Origin of the sequence: Sorangium sp. So ce726, assembly GCF_051521405.1 — a bacterium.
Classification (GTDB): domain Bacteria; phylum Myxococcota_A; class Polyangia; order Polyangiales; family Polyangiaceae; genus Sorangium.
Genome location: NZ_CP150349.1, coordinates 4,062,732 through 4,082,508, shown reverse-complemented (window position 1 = coordinate 4,082,508; position 19,777 = coordinate 4,062,732). Strand labels below are relative to the sequence as shown.

Below are 19,777 nucleotides of genomic sequence, written 5' to 3'. Positions count from 1 at the left end.
GAGCCTCGACGCCATCTGCGGCGCCCTGACGGAAGCTCGGGGGTTTCGCCGATCCCCTCCACGTTCCTCGAGATCCATGCGGTCGATGTGTCGCTGGAGAGCATCGACAGGAGGAACCTGCGCCGCCTGGATATTCCCGTCAAGGTCGATCCGTCGAGCCGGCGGCGTTCGACCCCATCGCTTGCTGAGCGAGCTGATTCATTCAATGATGAGGCGAGGGGGAACCGATCGACCGGGAACACCGGAGAGGGCTCATTGCGCACGGCGAGCTCTCCTGCCCGCGGTTGCCTGCTGCACGCGCGGACAGCCCGCGCACATGGACAGAGAGGAGATGGCGATGACCACCACGATTTCCGCGCCCAAACACCGAGCGGTCCGGCCGACCACGATCGCTGCCTTGGCCGCCGCCGGCGTGCTCTGCGCAGGCGCTCGTTCTGCCTTCTCTGCCGTCCCCACGGCTGGCATCGAGTGGGAGTTCGAGCCCAATCGGATACAAGTGACTGTCAAGGACAATCGTGGAACGTTCGTAGATCCAGAAGCTGCTACCCCTCAGGTCGTGATGTGCACCAAAGGCGAGGAGCTCAACGGTTATCCCCTCGTGAGCATCACGTGGGATGATGGCAACGCAGAGGGCCGGGTATTCGAAATCGTCACCGCCCCGTTCACCGTCAACAAAGAGATGGGAGACAACTGGAAGCGGGTGCTCAAGACGGTCGACAGATTCATCAAGAGCGTACAGCAAAATTGCACTGAGCGGAAGAGCCCGAAGGGTACAGATGTGTGTGCCGCAAGCTGGGACGACGTCCTCAGCTACCTCAACAAGAACCAAGCACCCGGTGACTTAAATTTCGTCATGAACAAGAACGACACAAACGGAGACCTCGACAGGTGTGGCCGCAAGAAAGAGTCGAACAAATACAACAGCGCGGCCACGGGTTACATCGAGATCTTCAAACCATGGATCGATACATCATCGCTATCATCCAGGAACGACATCCAGAGAATAATGCAAGCATCTGAAGAATCACCCGCAGTGTGGACACAGGTTAACCTGGGCGTACTGCTCGCGGATCTGTGGGACAAACGGCAGAAAATTGTCGACGCTCGCATGCTTGACGCGAGAAAAACCGGCACAACCATGTACAAGGCAACTCCTAAAATCCTATCTCAGCTCGACGAGTCGATGGACTCCAACTCAAAAGCGTTCATGATGCTCATGGCGATGGGCATCAACGTGGTCACGTGGCGCAATATACACCGCGAGTCCGGGACACTGAGGGCGGCCCACGTCAAGAATGAGTTCAGCATGCTTCCAAAGACGCCACTGAGCCAAATTTGGGCTGCGCTCCCCGAAAACGACAGGCAATTTATACGAAAATCATTTCTCAATCCGCCCGATGGATTGCATCGTCTTTGCCTCGAGCAAAATGGAGATTGCTATCGGCCAGCCCATAAATTTGCCCGTGCGTTAAAAGAAGACCAAAACCCGCGCACCCTTAGCAAGATTATCGACAAGCCTATCGATCTCATGAAGATCAACAAAAATCAGCCGGTGGTCGTCATGGAGTTTCGATCCATAGTGCCATTCGTCACTAGTGCCAGCATCCAGTACGTCGACGGAGACAGCGCTACCAACGTCGGATTTAAGAATTGGGATAAGTTCTCGTCGACTATCAATGATGTATTCACCAAATCCAATTAATGCTCCGCCTCACAGACCATTCGTCCTAGAAACCCGCGCCAGCCGCCGGCGCGCGGCCGTCGCCGTGGCCCCTCGAGGGTCACGCGCGAGGGCAGGAGGGAACCATGAAGCAGCTCGGTTTCGTTGTGTTGATGGCCCACATGGGCCTGACGGGGAGCGCGTGCGTGGCCGCCGGCGATCCGGAGGCCGGCGAGGATGACGAGACCACCCTGAGCGGGGAATCAGACGTGGAAGCGAGCAGCGAGCCGTCGTCGGCCGCCGCCCGGAGCGACATCGACGCCTACGTCCGTTCCCTGAGCTACGATCCACGCCAGCTCCTGAGCGTGCAGGAGGACGGCGCCACAGAGGCGCAGCCGGTGAGGGAGCGCAAGAGCACGGGCAACGCGGTGATCGTCACCACCAAGACGAGGCACTCGCTGCGCAAGAACCTCTCGGACGTCGCGATCCTGCGCCCCACGGCGGGGGTGATCTTCCCCGGGGCGCTGGTCATCGCGGACCGCAACCTGATGGAGGGGCAGCCGGTACCTATCACGCTCCCCCGCGGGAAAATGAACATATCCATCGATCTTCCAGGGCTGCGAAACGGCCACCGTGCGGTCGAGAATACGACCAATTCGTCCGTTCAAAACGCGATCGTCGAGATGCTTGAAGAGTGGAACGCGCTCGCCGCGTCGAGCGGGTACGTGAACCCGGCGCGCTCCTACCTGGAGGTCAAGACCGCGTACACGTCCCAGCAGGCCGCGCTGGAGCTGGGCTTCAACGCCAAGTGGGCCAGCGGGAGCGCCTCGGCACAGCTCGACGTCAGCAGCACCTCTGAGACATCGGCGGCGGTCGCCTTCTTCAAGCAGGTCTTCTACACGGTCACCATCGACGCCCCCGGCCGACCGTCGGACTTCTTCGCGGATTCCGTGTCCCTCCCTGACGTGCGTCTCGTGGTCGATGCCCAGCACCCCCCGGCGTACGTGCGCAGCGTGGACTATGGGCGCATTCTCATGGTGCGAATGGATACGACCTCCCGAGACACCCGGGCCAACCTGCAGGGCGCCCTGAAGCAGGTGACCTCCGGGCGTATCGAGGTGGGGGGCAGCCTGCGTGCTCAGTACGAGAACATCGCCAAGAACGCCACGTTCACGGTGGTCGCCATCGGCGGAGGCGCCCAGACGGCCGCGTCGTTCGTCGGCAGCGAGGAAGACATGAAGAAGCTGCGGGAGTACATCGCGAAGGACGCGACGTACCGCAGGGACAACCCGGGGGCGCCCATCTCCTATACGGTGGCCTTCATGAAGGATAACCAGATCGCCACCATGGGCTTCACGACCGACTACACCCAGACAGAGAGCGTCGAGCACCCGAACGGCTTCCTCGCGCTGGAGCACCGCGGGGCCTACGTGGCGAAGTTTGAAGTCTCTTGGGAGGAGCCCGACGCCAGCGATGAATACACCGTGCGCAGATCCTGGTCATCAGGCAACAAGACCGCGGGCTACTCGTATCGGCTCGACCTGCCGGGCGACGCGCGCAGCGTGAAGATACGCGGCCTGGTGGCCACCGGCCTCCTCTGGGATCCGTGGGCGGAGGCGCTCAACATCACTCTGAACGGCCCCCCCAACATTTGCTACAAGATCAAAGGGACGACGCTGAACCGGAGCTGGGACAACAGCTGCTGAGCCAGCGCGGCGCCATGCCGGCTTCGCCTCCGCCGCGGGCCCTCCGGCGCCCGAGCTCGCGGGCGCTCCTCGGATGTGCCCGCGGGCTGTGTTAGGCGGCACGCATGCGCGCGCTCCGTATCCTTGCAGGTTCACCGGGAGCTCGGGGTAAGGTCATTGCCGGGGAGAGGCGGGCCAGCGCCTCGCCCGCGTCGAGGCGTCTGGCCACGGACAGCCAGGCGCGCCGCTTTCGCTTCCACGCGCCGCGCTCGCGCGATAGCCTCGCCGATCGAGGCGCGGACAAGAACGCAGATGGCGGCGGGGGGAGCGATGTATACGCGGGTTGCTGTCGTACAGCTCGCCTATTACCCAGCGATCATCATCGATCGGCGGTCTCCGCTCGAGGACCCGCTCTTCGATCCAAGGCAAGCCGCGGACTCGCTGCTCCCCGCGCGCGCCGATGTGCCCGACGCGATCAAGCCGAAGCTCGAGGCGCTCCGGCGGCGCATCCGCGAGGCCTACGATGCGCAGCTCCTCGCGCGGATCCGCGCGGTGCTGTCGGCTTGCCTGGAGTACGGGGCAAGGATCGTTGTGTTTCCCGAGTACAGCATCCCCTGGGAGATCCTCGGCGGCGTCGCCGACGCGGCGGGCGACATGGTCGTCGTGGCGGGGACGCACATGGTCGACCGGGCAGCGCGGCGATCCGGGGTGTACGAGCGGCTCGGTGCGGCCGCGCTCCCCGCGGTGGGACAGTCGGTGTGCCCGGTGCTCCACGGCGGCAGGCTGCTCGGCCTGCAGGCGAAGCTGAGCCCGGCGATCCCGGAGCGGAGCTCGATGCGGCCTGGCGAGACCTGGGCGCCCGTCGAGATGCCGGACGGCCTCCCGGGGCCCATGGGCGTGCTGGTCTGTCTCGACTTCCTGTTTCGAGAGGGCGAACCGCACCGGAAGCTCGTGGCGGAGCGCGTCGGGGCGTGTCGATTCCTCGCCGTGCCGAGCCTGACGCCGCACCACACGCTGCCGGAGTTCGCCGGCAAGGCGTGGGAAGAGGCGCGCCGGTACGGGCGGCCGGTGCTCTATTGCGACGGCGCGGAGGGCGGCGGCACGTCGGTGTATGTCGACGAGGGGCAGGCGCACGACCTGCAGCGGTTTCCGGATCGCGCCGGGTATCTCGGGCCGGGCGACGAAGGGGTGATCGTCGCCGACGTCGACCTCGGGTACGAGCGGGCCGGGAGGTCGACGCAATACGACGCGCCGCGGCCGGTGGTGCCGGTCGCCGAGGCGACGCTCGTGTACCGCGGGCACCCCGCCGGGGAGGCGTACGCGCGGTGGCTCGACGAGGCGCGGGGGCTGCTCGCGCGCGACGACGACGATGCGCTGGAGGCGGTCGTCGCACGGCTCGAGCAGGGGCGCGACGTGTTGCTGAACGCGGGCGCGCTCTCCGGGGCCGCGGCGCGGGGGAGGCGGCTCAGGCGGCTGTACGGCGAGCTCGACAGGGTGACGAGCGTCGAGCAGCTGCGGCAGTTCACGCGGGAGGTGGTGCTCCCGGCGGAGGTGCTGCCGCTCGATGCGCTGCGGGCGGCGATGGCCGGCGCGGCCGCCGACGTGGTGTTCGGGTGGATGGCGCAGCGCGAGGCGCGGGAGGCCGGATTCGGCGAGGTCGAGGCGCGGCTCCGGAAGGCGGTGGACGCGACGCGGGGGGCCGGCGAGTGGACGAGCGACGGCGTGGCGGCGCTCGGGGCTGTGGCGCAGGCGGTGCGCGGCACGGGCGAGGTTGACGAGAGCAGGCAGGACGAGAAGCCGGCGGGGGAGATGCGTGGGGTGGTGCCGGGAGGGCTCGACCCGGCGGCGCTCGGGACGAGGAGGGTTCAGGGGTGGGTTCTCTCGTTCGCGAAGCGGCCAGCCGACTTGAGGGCTGTCGTAAAGGACTCCGCTCGGCGCGCGCCCGGGGCTGCCGGAACGTACCGACTCGGCGAGGAGCTTGACGAGGACCGTCGTCTCACGACGATCTCGGAACATCAGATCGCCGCGGCTGAGAGCCTGTTTCTGCTCGCGACGGCAGCGGGGAGACGGAATGTCACCGCCGTGAGCATCTCGTCAGAAGCTCACCCTGTTCCGTCGACGATCGCGGTCGCGTCATCGGGAGACGCGGGGTGGGCCCTGTGGACCGACGGCGGCGAAAGCTGGGTAGAGCGCTGCTTAGACGCGATACTCGTCGCCTTCGCCGATGCAGGGCTGACGGTTCCCGTAGCTCAAGCGATTCCGCCTGATGCTCTGATGACCCGGATTGCAGGGCTCCTGCCCCGCTTCGCTAACGCGCGCGCCGTCATCGCGGCGCTCCGCAACCAGCGGCTGCGCGAGGTCGACGGCAGGTTCGTCGAGCCCGACGCCCGTGTCGACGGCGGGGAGCCCACACCCATGCTCGGCGCCCTCGACGCATGGCTCTCGTCGGGTGAGCCGACAGCCCTCGTCCTCGGCGAGTTCGGGCTCGGGAAATCGACCGCGCTCGCCGTGTGGGCCGACAGGCGCTGGGAATCCGGGGCGACGCCGCTACCGCTCCTCGTGAACCTCGCCGGCGCGTCCCCATCGGCGAGCGCAGAGCAGCTCCTGCTCCAGGCCGCCCGGCTCGAGGATGCTCCCGAGAATCGGGCCGCTGTCCGCCTTCTCACGCGGCATCGCCTGCTCATCCCCTGCTTCGACGGCTTCGACGAGATGGCGACGCGCCTCGAGGCAGCGGAGCTCGCAGGCCGGCTCTCCGGGCTGCTCGAGATCGCGGCGGGCGGAGGAAAGGTGCTCGTCTCCTCACGAGACAACTACTTCCCCAGCCAGGCGCACCTCACGACGACGACCGAGAGCGCGCTTTCGCAGGCGCTCGGCGCGCCGGCGGGGATCCGGCGCGTCGTGGTCCAGCCGTTCACCGACGATCACGTGCACGATCTCGTGCGGCAGATCCGCGGCGAGGGCGGCGCCATGGCGGCGCTCTCGCGCATCGCCAAGATCTACGACCTCAAGGACCTGGTGCACCGGCCGCTGCTGCTCGGGATGGTGCTGGCCACGCTGGACGACCTCTCTCCTGGCGCGCAGGTCGGCCGGGCGGATCTCTACGAGGCGTACCTGAAGCGATGGCTCGACAACACGCGGAAGGACGACCCGGAGTGCTTCACGGACGATCAGAAGAAGGAGTTTGCAGAGGCGCTGGCCGAGCAGCTCTGGCGGTCTGGAAAGGCGACCTGTACGTGGCAGGAGCTCCAGACCTCCGTCCGCGCTCGCCTGTTCCCGCTCCTGCCCGAGGGCATGCCGCCGGGCGCGGCGTTCCTGGAGATCCAGGGCGGAGCGTTCTTCGTCCACGAGGGCGAGAATGGGTATCGCTTCGCGCACAAGTCGTTCCTAGAGTACTTCCTCGCCCGCGCGCTGGTCGCCACGCTGCCTGAACGGCCAGAGGAGGCGCTCCGGACAAGGCCGATCACGCAAGAAGTCGCGGCGTTCGTCGGCGAGATTCTGAGGGCGGACGGGGAGCCGAGGCGCGCGAGTGCGGTCCGCGTGGTCCAGTCGTTCCTGGTGAAGGATCGGCGGTCGCTCCAGCGACCCGGTGAGGCCGCTGCAAACGCCCTGCGGCTGCTGCTCGGCCTCTCTCGATGGGCAGGCGATGCGGCGGACTGGATCCCGGACGGCGCGGATCTCCGCGGGGCGCAGCTCGCCCGCGAGGATCTTCGCGGGGCGCGCCTCCCCGGCGCGAAGCTGGAGGGCGCGAACCTCGCCGGCGCCGACCTCTCCAAAGCGGATCTGACGGGCGCCGTGCTGAGCGGAGCCACGCTCTCGGGCGCGAAGCTCGATGGAACGCTCCTCCGACGCGTGATCGCACATCGCGCAGATTTCACCCAGGCCGAGGCGAACGGTGCCGTCGTCGAGGCGGCGAACCTCATGGGCGCGGTCTTCCGGCAGTCGACCTGGACAGGATGCCGCTGGAATGACGTGCGAGCCGAGGGCGCGGACGTGAGCGCATGGCTGGCTGCGGGAGAGAACGAGCTCCTCGAGCGCAGGCGCAACCTTGCTCCGGTACCGCCGCAGGTGCAGGCGGCGCTCGTCTCGGGACACACCGCAGCCATCCATGCGATCGCCTGGGCGCCTGACGGCAAGCGTCTGGCGAGCGCCGGATACGACGGGACGGTGCTCCTCTGGGACACGGGCACTGGCAACCAGCTCGCTCGCCTCGTCGGTCATTCGGATTCGGTCATGGCCGTGGCCTGGCACCCCGACGGAAAGCGCCTGGCTAGCGCCGGATACGATAACACCGTGCGCCTCTGGGACCCCGACACCGGCAACCAGCTCGCTCGCCTCGTCGGTCATTCGCATTCGGTCATCGCGGTGGCCTGGCACCCCGACGGAAAGCGCCTGGCTAGCGCCGGATACGATAACACCGTGCGCCTCTGGGACCCCGACACCGGCAACCAGCTCGCTCGCCTCGTCGGTCATTCGCATTCGGTAATGTCCGTGGCCTGGCACCCTGGCGGAAAGCGCCTGGCTAGCGCCGGAAACGACAAAACGGTGCTCCTCTGGGACCCCGACACCGGCAACGAGCTCGCTCGCCTCGTCGGTCATTCGGATTCGGTCATGGCCGTGGCCTGGCACCCCGACGGAAAGCGTCTGGCTAGCGCCGGATACGACAACACCGTGTTCCTCTGGGACCCGAACAGCGGCAACGAGCTCGCTCGCCTCGTCGGCCATTCGGATTCGGTCATCGCCATGACCTGGCACCCCGACGGAAAGCGTCTGGCGAGCACCGGAAACGACAACACCGTGCTCCTCTGGGACTCGGACACCGGCAACGAGCTCGCTCGCCTCGTCGGTCATTCGGATTCGGTCGTGGCCGTGGCCTGGCACCCTGACGGAAAGGTTCTGGCTAGCGCCGGATACGACAACACCGTGCTCCTCTGGGACCTAGACACCGGCAACGAGCTCGCTCGGCTCGTCGGTCACTCGCATTCGGTCTGGGCCGTTGCCTGGCACCCCGACGGAAAGCGCCTGGCTAGCGCCGGATACGACAACACCGTGCTCCTCTGGGACCCGGACACCGGCAACGAGCTCGCTCGCCTCGTGGGTCATTCGCATTCGGTCCGGGCCGTTGCCTGGCACCCCGACGGAAAGCGCCTGGCTAGCGCCGGATACGACAACACCGTGCTCCTCTGGGACCCGGACACCGGCAACGAGCTCGCTCGCCTCGTGGGTCATTCGCATTCGGTCCGGGCCGTTGCCTGGCACCCCGACGGAAAGCGTCTGGCTAGCGCCGGATCCGACAACACGGTGCGCCTTTGGGACCCGGACGCCGCTAACGAGCTCGCTCGCCTCGTGGGTCATTCGGATTCGGTCCGGGCCGTTGCCTGGCACCCTGGCGGAAAGCGTCTGGCTAGCGCCGGAGACGACAACACGGTGCGCCTCTGGGACCCGGACACCGGCAACCAGCTCGCTCGCCTCGAAGGACATTCGAATTGGGTCACTGCCGTTGCCTGGCATCCCGACGGAAAGCGCCTGGCTAGCGCCGGATTCGACAAAACGGTGCGCCTCTGGGACCCGGACACCGGCAACCAGCTCGCTCGCCTCGTGGGACACTCAGCTGCGATCAGGGCCGTTGCCTGGCATCCCGACGGAAAGCGTCTGGCTAGCGCCGGAGTTGATAGGACGGTGCGCCTCTGGGACCCGGACACCGGCAACCAGCTCGCTCGCCTCGTGGGTCATTCTTCCCGGATTCGGGCGATTGCCTGGCACCCCGACGGAAAGCGCCTGGCTAGCGCCGGGGACGATTCGGTACGGATCTGGGACGCCTTCGACAGCAAGCTCCTCGCCTCGTTCGAGTCAGCGGGCCTCGCCACCCTCACGCGCACCGCCGGTGGCTTCTGCTCGTTCGGTAAGCTCCACCCCGACCGCGCCCGCCTCGCCCTCCTGCGCCCCGACGCGACGACCACGCTTTACCTTCCCCTCGCCGGCTTCCGCGACGTCCTGCACCGCGCCGACAAGGTGAAGGCTGCGCTCTCCGGAGATCTCAGCGGCGACAACCTCAGCGAGGAGCTCGCCAGGCACGGCTACGCAGGCGGCATCCCCTGGGATGGGAAAGCGCAGGTCATCAAGTCTGGCTCCACGGCCTCCGGCTCCGGCCCCAGCGCCGCCGTTCCCGCAACGACGGGCCCCGCGCCAGCGCTCACCGTTCCTGCGCTCGCCGCCGCTGCCCGCGCAGCCACCGCCCCAGCCCCCACGCACGCGCCCGCCATCCTCGAGATCGCTCTCGAATCACTCTCCCTCCCCGCCGACGCCCTCCCCAACCCCTTCCGCCCCGGCCCCGCCCTCACCGACGCCTCCTCTCTCCCCGGCCGCGCCCGCGTCGTCGCCGAGCTCCTCGCCCTCGTCGAGGGCCGCAGCCCCGCGGTCCTCCGCGGCCCGCGCCGCTCGGGCAAGACCTCCATCCTCCACCACCTCGCCGCGCGCCTCTCCCCTGCCCGCGCCGTCCACCACCGCTCTCTCGAGGGCCGCGCCTCTCCCCTCCGCACCGCCGACGATCTCGCCGCCTTCCTCGACCCCTCTCTCCAGTCCGACGCCACCCCCGCGCTCACCCTCCGCGACCGCCTCTCCAGCGCCGGCAACGCCGTCCTGCTCCTCGATGAGGTCGCCAATCTCCACCAGGCCGACGCCACCGTCTTCGCGTGGCTGCGCGCCGTTGGCCAGGAGCAGACCAGCGTCGTCCTCGTCGGCTCGCACTGGGACTGGGTCACCGTCGTCGAGCACGCCTTCGCCGCCGCCCCGGGCTCCTCGTTCGGCAACGACGTCACCCCGGTCAACCTCGGCCCGCTCCCCGAGGCGGACGCGATCCGCTTCCTCGTCGACACCGCTCCTCCCGACGTCGCCGTCGAGGCCGAGCGCACCGCCCGCTGGATCGTCGAGCTCTGCGGCCCATGGCCCTTCTATCTCCAGGTGATGGGCTATGCCCTCGTCCAGGCCGTCCGCGCAGGCCAGCGCCGCGCCCTGGTGGAGCGCGCCGGCGTGCGCGAGCTCTACGAGCAGCGCCTGCTCCTCGATCGCGACACGGCCTTCTTCCGCCCGCGCTGGGCCGAGCTGCCCGAGCGCGCGCGCGCCGTCCTCGGCGCCCTCCGCGGCGCCCCCGACGCGGCGCTGCCCGAGGTGCGCAGGCTGCCTTCCGAGGACGTCGCCGTCCTCTGCGACGCGGGCCTCTGCGATGCATTCGGGGAATGGCTCGCGGATCCGCCCTTCTTTGACTGGATTCGACGGATCGCCAGACAGACAGGGAGGGAGTCATGACGCGCGCGTTCGACGTGAGGAGACCCTACTCGCCGGAGCGCGACGTCCGCGATCACAGCCACCTTCTGGATCTCTTGACGTCCCTCCCCGCGAACGGTGTGCTCTGGCCGCTCGTCGGCGCGCGCAGGGCCGGGAAGACGTGGACGCTCAAGGCGCTCGAGCACCACCTCGGCCTCGCCGACAAGACGAGCGTGCGTTACCTCGACCTCCGCAAGTTCGGCCGGGCGCTCCCCAGCGTGCCGCCGGGGACAACGCTCCTCCTGGATGAGCCGCAGCTCGCCGGCCAAGGCGGCAGCCCGCGCGACGCGAGCGCCTTCCTGCGCTGGTGCGTCGACCTCTACACGACCAACACAAGGATCTTCCTGGCGATGAGCCCCGCCGAGTGGATCGCGCTCGAACGCGCGGCCGCCGGCGACGCCGGGCTCGTCTGCTCGCGGGACATGCGCTTCCTCGATCCCCTCACGCACAGCGAGGCGCTCAAGCTCGCCCGCACCGCGGTGTCGAGGGCGCTCCTCCCCGAGCTGCCCGCCACCTGGCGCCGGAATCCCTTCCTGCTCGAGTTCGTCTTCGAGCTCGCCGAGCAATCTCCCGCTCTGGCGAACACCCCATGGACGCTCCTGCAGGCGGCGCGCGTGAGCAGCGAGCGCATGGAGTTCGCCTATCACCGCGCCGTGTTCGAGGACGGGCTGACCGACGCGCAGCGGAGCGCGCTCCGCGAGATCGCGCGCGGCGCAGCGCCTCGCGACGAGAATGTCGATCTGCTCGAGCGCTGCGGCCTCGTCCAGCAGCGGGACGGGCGCCCCGTGCTCGCCGATCCGATCCTCGAAGCGAACCTGTGCCCGCTGCGGATCCACCATGTCTCCGACATCCATTTCGGCCCGAAATCCGCCGAGCGCGTCGACGTGAAGGAGAGGAACCCGCACGGCGACACCATGAAGGGCGGGCTGGGCCCCCCGCGCGTCTGCGATCACTACGTCGAGCACGTCGCCGAGCTCGCCGCGGCAGGCCGCGCGCCGCACCTGCTCGTCGTGTCCGGCGACGTCGCCGAGTGGGCCGATGACGCCCAGTACGCCGAGGCCCGCCTCTGGCTCGATCAGGTCTCCAGGCACCTCGCCAAGCACCCTCGCCTGCCGCCCGACGAGCCCAACGTGCTGCTCGTGGGCGGCAATCACGACGTCGACTGGCGGCAGGCGGCGGGGCCCGCGCCGGCCGGCGCGCAGGCGCGCCACGAGCCTTTCGCGAGGGCGTTCGGCGATCACCCGCGCTGCGCGCGGCCGCCGCTCGAGGAGCCCCCGGCGACACGGGCGCTCGCCGTGGCGCGGTATGCGGATCTCGGGGTGGAGTTCGCGCTGCTCGGATCGGCGGAGTTCGGCGGCCAGGAGGAGAAGGATCCGGTCCGGGACGAGCTCCTCTCGCTCATCGGCCGCCTGCGGCAAGGCGCCATGGAGGAGCCAGACGCCGAGCGCGCCGCGGCGCTGCGCGACCACGTGTCGCGCATCGATCCCGGCCTGGTCCATGACGCGGATCTCCAGCGCCTGCGCAGGGCGCAGTGGCACGCGCCGATCCGGATCGCGGTCCTGCATCACCCGGTGTCCCCGCTGCCGTCCACCGAGCTCGCCCGCTTCGGCGGCCTGATCAACGCCGGTGAGGTGAAGGACGCGCTGGCCCACAAGGAGTTCTGCCTGGTGCTCCACGGCCACAGCCACACAGGCTGGTTCGGCAAGGAGCAATGGCCGGAGCGACATGAGGACTGGACGATCCGTATCGCAGCGGCGCCGTCGCTCTCGAGCCGGGAGGTGCAGGAGCATAACGGCTACAACGAGATCGAGATAGCGCGCGACGGCGTGGGCGGCGAGGTCGGCTATCAGATCCACGTGAGGCGCATGGTGAGAGAGGGCGCGACCTGGACGCGGCGGGCGTCGATGGGGCCGTTCGCGCCGGGGAAGTAGCGCCGGTGTCGATGCATGTGGCTCCCGGCTGCCGCCGTCTAGCCACTTCGCGATTGCGGTATTGGTCAGTCCATCCAGCGCTTCGAGAAATCTGGCGCCTCGCCGCGCTCGATGACGAGCGCCCATTTTTCAAGCAGTGATGCGCCGCTCTCCCAGAACTTCTTACAACTGTCGATGTAGCAGACAACGGCGTCTCGCTGCCCGATGGCGAACAACTGGGATGCGAGCTCAAAATCGGGCCCAAACGAGTTGAGCTGTGGCGAGCCGCGGACCTCGCCCGCGGCCCGTAGGTGTTCTGCTGCGCTGGCCGAATCGTTGCGCGCCATCGCGACCTTTCCCAGCGCGATGTGTGCGCAATGCACGGCGTTTCCGTACTGAAATGTGTCGACGTGATCCGTGGCATCGGCGAGCAGTCGCTCTGCGGCCTCGATCGCCCGCTCGTAATTCTCGGACATGACTGCTGACCTTGCGATGTCCATGAGAATTCCGAGCGCTCCAAGCGTAGAGCGCTCAAGCGTGAGCGCCGCCTCGTATTCCGCGAGTGCCTCTCGCGCAAGTCGTGTTCGTTCTTCGCTCGATGTGGACCCAATGCTGGACCTCAAGCGCAGCCGGCCCAGGAGCTGTCGCCAGTCCGACGTGTCCGGCTCGATCGTGGCTCCTCGTTTGTACAGCTCTTCGGCCAAGTTTGGATCTCCAGCCGAAAGGAATTCCCCGGCATTCCTGAAGATGGCAACGTCGTTGGGCCTGCTGGATACCGCACTCAACCAGAGGCGCTTTCCCTCGTTGTACGCATCCGGATATTCTTGCGAGTCGATGCGCGCGAAACCCATAAGGTAGATTTCTGGGCGATGTGAGATCAGCCAGTGAACGTGTTCTTCTCGTCGGCGCTGCGCATCACCATCTTGGTTCGTGAAATAGAACCCGAGCAATTTTACGCGTGCTTCGACGTCGTTCGGGCTCTTCAGCAGGTGGGTCTCAAGGGCTGCTGCATCTTGCGCGGCCAGGTCGATGGCGTCGGTGCATATGGAGAGCCAGTCGGGTGAGCGTTCCATGGTGCTGCGAGGATAGCGCACCTGGCAGGCGCCTATCGGAGCGCTCGGCGCCGCTACTGTTCACCCGACCGAGCTCGGGTACGTCGCCGAGGAGGTCGCGCTACATGGCCCCGGAGCAGACCGCGCGGCGCGGGGTCGAGGTGGACACCGGCGAGCCAAGGAGGACGCCGGCGCGCTCGGGACCGTCGATGTCCGTCCTGGCTGGCGTTGAGCTCCGCGCCGTCCTCCCCGGACATGGCTGCAGGCTATTCGGCAAAGCGAAGCGTCTCGTGGGTCTCGCCGCTCGGCCCCCTCACCAGCGTGCCATCGGGGTTCCAGCTGATGCCGCCCTCGCCCGGCGGTCCCAGATCCACCGTGAGCCCCTCCACCGTGAGCCGGTCCTCGTCGAGGTAAGCGATGCCGATCGAGTCGCCGCCGCGTCCGGGGCCGCCGTAGCCGCCGGGGCCCCCGTCACCCCCGTCGCCCCCGGCGCAGGATCGGGTGCCGTCGCCCAAGGCGCCTCCCGGAGCGCCTCGGCCGCCTCGGCCGCCTTTCTCAGGGGCGCCGCCATTGCCGCCCGGACCGGCCTCGCCTGTCGAGATGAAGGTATCGCGCACGGTCAGCTTGGCGTGAAGCGCGATGATGCCGATCGTCGGCTGTCCGTTCTGGCCCCCTCGACCGCCTCGACCACCGCAGCCGCCAGCACCCCCGGAGCCGCCGCCGGCGCCTCCCCTGGACGCCGCATCGCAGACGGCGACCCCGCCCCGACGACCGCCACCCCCGCCGCCGCCCTGGCCTGGCATGCCGTCGCCTCCGTAGCCGGCTCTGCCGCCTTCCCATCCTCTCGTGCTGATGCGCCCGATGCCCTCGTCGGCGGCACCCAGCGCACCAGGCTCGCCATCGAGCCCAGCTCGACCCGCTTCACAAGGGGTGCCCGTCAACTCGCCCGCTCCTCCCCGTCCGTCCGCCGAGGTGGCCGCCACGCGCGGCTCCCCGTCCTCGCCGTCGCCAGCGCCGTCGGGCAGCCCATCCCCTCCTTGGCCGCCGGTGCTCGGGACGGTGCCCGAGATGGCCTCGAAGCACGGGTTCTCCGCCGCCGCGCCGCCAGGAACGGTGGCCGCCGAGCATGCGTCTCCCCCCTCCTCACCATCGGGTCCGTGCCTTGCCCGGTTCGACGAGGGCCACGGGTAGCCATCTTCGCCCACCGACCCGGCTTTGGTGTAAATCTGGCCCCGGATGAGCTCCACCGCCGTCTCGGAGTAGACGAGCATCGCGAGCGGACCATCCGTCCAGAGCAGCACGTCCGTGATCGTCGATACCCCGTCCGCAGCCCCCGTATCTCCGCGGCTTGGCGGCATGACGGCCAAGGGGAGGGCGTGCGAGCCCGGCGACGGCCTCAGCGACGTGACCCTCTCGGGATCGTCGATCTCACGCTCCCACGTCGTACAGTTGAATCCCCCGATGAGATCCACGCCGGACGGCAGCGCGATGGGACCGTAAAATGGGTAGTTGCACGCGAAGATGCGCCCTCGCTCGGTACGCGCGAGCTCGATGGCGCGGAGCAGATCGCTCACCGGCCTGGACCTCGTGCCGGGGTTCTCGTCATCCGCCCCGGAGGTGCCCCCAGCGACGAACACCCCGCAGCCGTACTCCGGAATACCGGCGGCGAGGCGCTCGAGACAGGAGGACTCCGACGGCGCGCCCTCTGGCGGGGCGGTGCTGCAGCCGGCCGTGACGAGCAACAGCGCAGAGGACAGGCACATCAGGCTCGGGCTTCGCATGGTTTTCCCTCGATAGGTGCTCATCACGGCCCCTCAGGGAAACGACGCGTCTCGACGGAGATGCCGTCCTCCGCTCGGATCTCGTCGCCAGACCGCGTCCAGGTCACGCCGCCCTTGCCCGGCGGTCCGATCTCGAAGGCGACACCCTCGAGCGTGAGCTGGTCCTCGTCGAGGTAGGCGACGCCGATCGAGTCGCCGCCGCGCCCTGGGCCGCCGTAGCCGCCGGGCCCTCCGTCGCCGCCGCTGCCGCCCCTGCAGCCCTGAAGGACGTCCACATCGGCGGCGCCCGGTGCGCCTCGACCGCCGCTGGCGCCTTCCTGGGGTGGCCCTCCGTCGCCGCCATAGCCGCCGGAGACCGCCGTGATCACGCTGTCGCGCACGGTCACCCGGGCGTGAAGCGCGAGGACGCCGATGGTCGGATGTCCGTTCGCTCCCCCGCGGCCCCCTCGGCCACCGCAACCGCCGGCCCCACCCGAGCCTCCTCCTCCGCCTCCCTTGGAAGCCGCGCCGCACATGGCGAACCCGCCCCGCCGACCGCCGCCGCCGCCGCCACCCTGGCCCGGGGTGCCCCACGTCCCCTCGCCCCCCGTCTCGCCCTCCCACCCGGTCTCAGTGAGGCGCCCGATGCCCGTGCCGAGCACCCCGTGCGTCCCCGGAACCCCAGAGGCCCCGTCGGATCCGACATGGCATCTGGTGTTGTCCTGCTCCGCGGTGCCACCGACCCCCGAGGGCGAGGGGTCCCGCCCTGAAGCGGGCTCACCGTCGCCTCCGTCCTCGGCGCTGTCGGGCAGCCCATCCCCTCCCTTGCCGCCGATGCTCGTGAGCCCGCTCTCGCACCGGTTCACGGTCGTGGGCCCGCCGGCGACGACGGCCGCCGAGCACGCCTCCGCAGCGAACATGCCATCCGGTCCAGCCGGTGGGCTGTAATGAGGCCACATCTCGCCATCGATGTGGCCGAATGCGCCGCCCGCGCCGATCTCGCTCCGCAGGATCTCCACTGCCGTGTCGGACTGAGCGAGCAAGCCGATCGGGCCCCACGAGGTGAAGTGGAGGTCGGCGAGCGTCGACACCCCGTCCGCGGCGCCGCTGTCCTCGGGGCCCGCGGGCTCGACGACCGCCATGGCGATGGGGCTGTCCACCCGCTCGTTATTGATCAGGGTCCATGGGCGCACGAGATCGCGCACCCATGTCAGGCAGTGGAAGCCCCCGAGAAGATCCACGCCGGAGGGCACCCTGAACTGACTCGCGCTGAATCCCTCGTTGCAGAGGAACACGCGCCCTCGTCCAGCGCTCGCGAGCTCGATGGCCCGCGGGATGGTGTACACCGGCTTCTCCTTCGTGCCGGGGTTCCTGTCGTCTCCGCCGCCGACGTTTCCGGCGAGGAACACGCCGCAGCCGTCGTCGAGGATGTCGGCGGCGACGTGCTCCACGCACACCGACTCCGGGGGCGGCTCGTCCACGCACGAGGTGCCTTCACAAGGCGTCACGCCAGGGTCGTTCACGTCGGGCACGGTTCCGCAGCCGGGTGCCCACGGGGACAGCAGAAGAACCAAGGTGACCGCGGTGCGCTGTTTCATGTGCGTCTCCTGACGGGTGCCGCCAGCACAGGGCGGGTCATCGAGGCGGTTCCGGGGCTGGCGCATCGAACCGGTGCCAGAACCACGCAATCCCGTCTTTCCCTTCGCCCGGCATGTCTTCGGAGGTTGCGTTGCCGCCGAGACCTCCCTTGCCGGCCTGTCCGGGCGAGACCGTCGCATTCTCCAAGATGGCCACGGAGGCGCCCACGGAGCCGATGCCGAGCGAGTGGCCCCCGAGACCGCCGCCAGCATCGCCCCCGCGACCGCCGTCGCCGCCAAGGCCGCCACTGCACCCTCGCGACGTGTCGGTCAGAGAACCGCGTCCACCTCGGCCGCCGTCCCAGCCAAAGCCTCCCCACTGTCCCGTTCCGCCGACCCCGCCGTTGCCGCCCTTGGCCCCGAGGACCGTGCTGGCGTCGACCGTGAGTTCGCTCCCCTGCAAGGCCACGATCGCGATGCTCGCGCCGCCGTAGCCGCCGCCCTTGCCCCCCTTGCCCCCGCAGCCGCCGCTGCCGCCGCTGCCGCCGGCCGCACCGAGTTGGGGCCGATCCGCCGGACACGCGTTCATGGGGACGTCCATGGGGTCGCGCCCTTTGCCGCCACCACCTCCGCCGCCGCCCTGGCCGACGCCGCCTTTTTCCCCGTCTTTACCGCGGACGCCGACCCATCCATCGATGCCCAGGAGGCCAGCGCTCGCCGCTCCGGCAGCGTGCTCTGCAGGGGCGCCGTTTGCTCCCTTCTTCCCTTCTGTGCACGGCATGCTGGACGCGCCGCTACCAGCCAGGCCGCGATCGTCCGGAGTCCCGACCGGCTCCGGCAGTCCTGGCGCCCCGTCGCTGCCCGTCTCGAGGCCTCCATCGCTCCCCTCGCCGCCCGTCGACTCGATCCCATCGTCGCACACGGTCACGACCGGAAGGGCGCCCCGCGCCGCGTCCGCGGTGCAGGCGTCCGCGCCGTTGTTCCCCACCATGCCGGCGTTCGCGCGAAAGCTCGGCGCGTCCTCACCAGGCTCTCCATCTTTGCCGTCGCCTGCGAGGATCTCACTCCCCCACACGATCGCCCTGGCCCCATGCTCCAGGATCATCGCGATCGACGACTTGCCATCCCTCGCGGAGGCGTCGGCCGCCACGACGCGCACGCCGAAGATCACCGACGTCGCGTCGTCCCCCGCGATGACCGCGTCGTCCCCCCCGAGGACGCGCACCGGGATCCCCACGGGCGGCGCGATGACGGTCAACGCGTTCGATCCGTCGAGCGGCCCTCCGTAGGACCAGTCGCCGCCGGCACACAGACGACCGCCCCAGATGTCGACACCCTGGGGGAGCGATATGGCCTCCTCGAACAACCCGCCGCACGCGTACACGCGCCGGGTCGGCGCCTGGCCGCTCCGTCGAACGTGCGCGGCGAGGCCGACCGCGCGTTGCAACGTCCTCACCGGCGCGTCCTTCGTGCCGGGGCTGCTGTCGTCGCCCTCCTCGCTGACGAACACGCCGCACATGTCGAGCGCCGTCGCCGTCGCAGGATCCCCATCACAGGGAGACGGCTCCGGCTCGCACAGGTAGGACTCTGCGCAGCTGTCCGAGTAGCACCCCGTGTTGCCGGCCGCTCCGGCCAGACCGAGTGCGACGGACGCCAGCGCACGGAGGAGCCCTCGACCGCGACCCACGGATCTAGCTCTTGAACGCATGACCTTGCCCCGCTTCACCACGCTCCCTCGAGGAGCACCCCCGCCCGTTCGCTCGTCGCCATGGGTACGACGCGGACGCCAGTGGCTTTCGGCCCGGCACCGAAGACGGCGATCTCCGTGAAAAAGGAGGCCGCCGTCGCCACGCCGAACACGGCGCTCGTCGCCAGCGACACCTTGCCGAGGGTGGCGAACAGATTCCGCTCGTTCACCTGGTCGTGAATCTCGGCGCACGACGCCGGAGCGCTCGCTTCGCGGCAGGTGTGTGACGTCCATCCCTGCGCGCGGCGCGCGACGTCTCCCTCGCGCAGGTCGCCGTGGACCACGTGAGCGCGCACGAGAAAGACCGCGCCGGCCGCTGCCGTCGCCGTCGTCAGGGCGATACCACCGATCCGCGCCGTCCCCGGCCAGGAAGCCCATGGGCTGGGAGACCCTGTGCGCGGAGTCGCCGGAGAGCGCACGGCTCGCGGCGCTTCGTTGGGTGAGGCCGGCGTGCCCTCCTCGGCGTCGCTCGTCGACGTGTGCGGCAGATGCATCACGATCTCATGCTCCGCGCCGGTCACGGCGCCGACGACATGGACCGCGTCTTCGCGGCCGAGCGCTCGGGCCCGCACCGTGTGTCGGCCCGGCTCCACGAAGATCTGGTAGGCCCCCTCAGGCCGGACGATGACCTTGCCGTCGACGAACACCTCCGCGTCCGGCGGATCCACGGCCAGGCGGAGCTCTGCCACGACGAACGCTGCCTTGCGTAGCCCGATCTCGAACCTTCGCTGCAGCGGCAAAGGGAGCGGCTCGCCCTGCGAAAGGCTCCAGGCGAGATGCTCGGCCGCGTCACGGGGTCTGTTCAGCGCGAGCTCACACAGCCCGAGCTCCCCGGCGATCTCTGCGCGCTCCGACGCTGTGCTGGATGCCGGGTCTGCCGCTTCGAAGGCCGCCTTGTAGGCGGCATAGGCCGCCATCCACTGCCCAGCATCGCGCGCTCTCTGACCACGGCGGACATGGGCCTTCACCATCGATCCATCACCCGCCCTCGCCTTCGGATGGGCACCGGCTGCGCTGGCCGAGCTCGCGAAGCCTGTTGCTGCCCCGAGCGTGAGAAGCACCGAGC

General features: G+C 69.0%; 9 protein-coding genes. 4 read left to right on the top strand and 5 right to left on the bottom strand.

Translation table 11 applies throughout. From position 1 onward, the window contains the following. Window positions 1-337: 337 nt before the first annotated feature. From WME79_RS15320 to WME79_RS15305, 4 genes are all read left to right on the top strand, one after another. Window positions 338-1,702, top strand: coding sequence for a hypothetical protein (locus WME79_RS15320; RefSeq protein ID WP_437535828.1), 1,365 nt, complete (start codon window positions 338-340; stop codon window positions 1,700-1,702). 104 nt (window positions 1,703-1,806) lie between these two features. Further along, entirely contained in the window at window positions 1,807-3,366 is a 1,560-nt protein-coding gene (locus tag WME79_RS15315) for a thiol-activated cytolysin family protein (RefSeq protein WP_437535825.1), read from the top strand. Window positions 3,367-3,675: 309 nt separating this feature from the next. Next, window positions 3,676-10,647, top strand: a complete 6,972-nt coding sequence (locus tag WME79_RS15310) for a pentapeptide repeat-containing protein (protein ID WP_437535823.1) — start codon at window positions 3,676-3,678, stop codon at window positions 10,645-10,647. Further along, a complete protein-coding gene (locus WME79_RS15305) occupies window positions 10,644-12,596 on the top strand; it encodes a metallophosphoesterase (protein ID WP_437535821.1) in 1,953 nt (650 codons plus the stop codon). The genes WME79_RS15310 and WME79_RS15305 overlap by 4 nt, the downstream gene beginning before the upstream one ends. Before the next feature lie 65 nt (window positions 12,597-12,661). Here the strand turns inward: WME79_RS15305 and WME79_RS15300 are convergent, their stop codons facing one another. The 5 genes from WME79_RS15300 to WME79_RS15280 all read right to left on the bottom strand — a co-directional run bounded on the left by WME79_RS15300 (window position 12,662) and on the right by WME79_RS15280 (window position 19,628). After that, on the bottom strand, window positions 12,662-13,669 hold the full coding sequence (locus WME79_RS15300; protein ID WP_437535818.1) for a tetratricopeptide repeat protein: 1,008 nt from the start codon (window positions 13,667-13,669) through the stop codon (window positions 12,662-12,664). 224 nt (window positions 13,670-13,893) lie between these two features. Next, complete coding sequence (locus tag WME79_RS15295) at window positions 13,894-15,408, bottom strand: hypothetical protein (protein WP_437535815.1); 1,515 nt, start codon at window positions 15,406-15,408, stop codon at window positions 13,894-13,896. 23 nt (window positions 15,409-15,431) lie between these two features. After that, window positions 15,432-16,985 carry a hypothetical protein gene (locus tag WME79_RS15290; protein ID WP_437535812.1) on the bottom strand — a complete coding sequence of 518 codons (1,554 nt, stop codon included), beginning with the start codon at window positions 16,983-16,985 and terminating at the stop codon, window positions 15,432-15,434. Window positions 16,986-17,022: 37 nt separating this feature from the next. Beyond that, a complete protein-coding gene (locus WME79_RS15285) occupies window positions 17,023-18,672 on the bottom strand; it encodes a hypothetical protein (protein WP_437535809.1) in 1,650 nt (549 codons plus the stop codon). Between the two features lie 14 nt (window positions 18,673-18,686). Next, on the bottom strand, window positions 18,687-19,628 hold the full coding sequence (locus tag WME79_RS15280; protein ID WP_437535806.1) for a hypothetical protein: 942 nt from the start codon (window positions 19,626-19,628) through the stop codon (window positions 18,687-18,689). Window positions 19,629-19,777 lie beyond the last annotated feature (149 nt).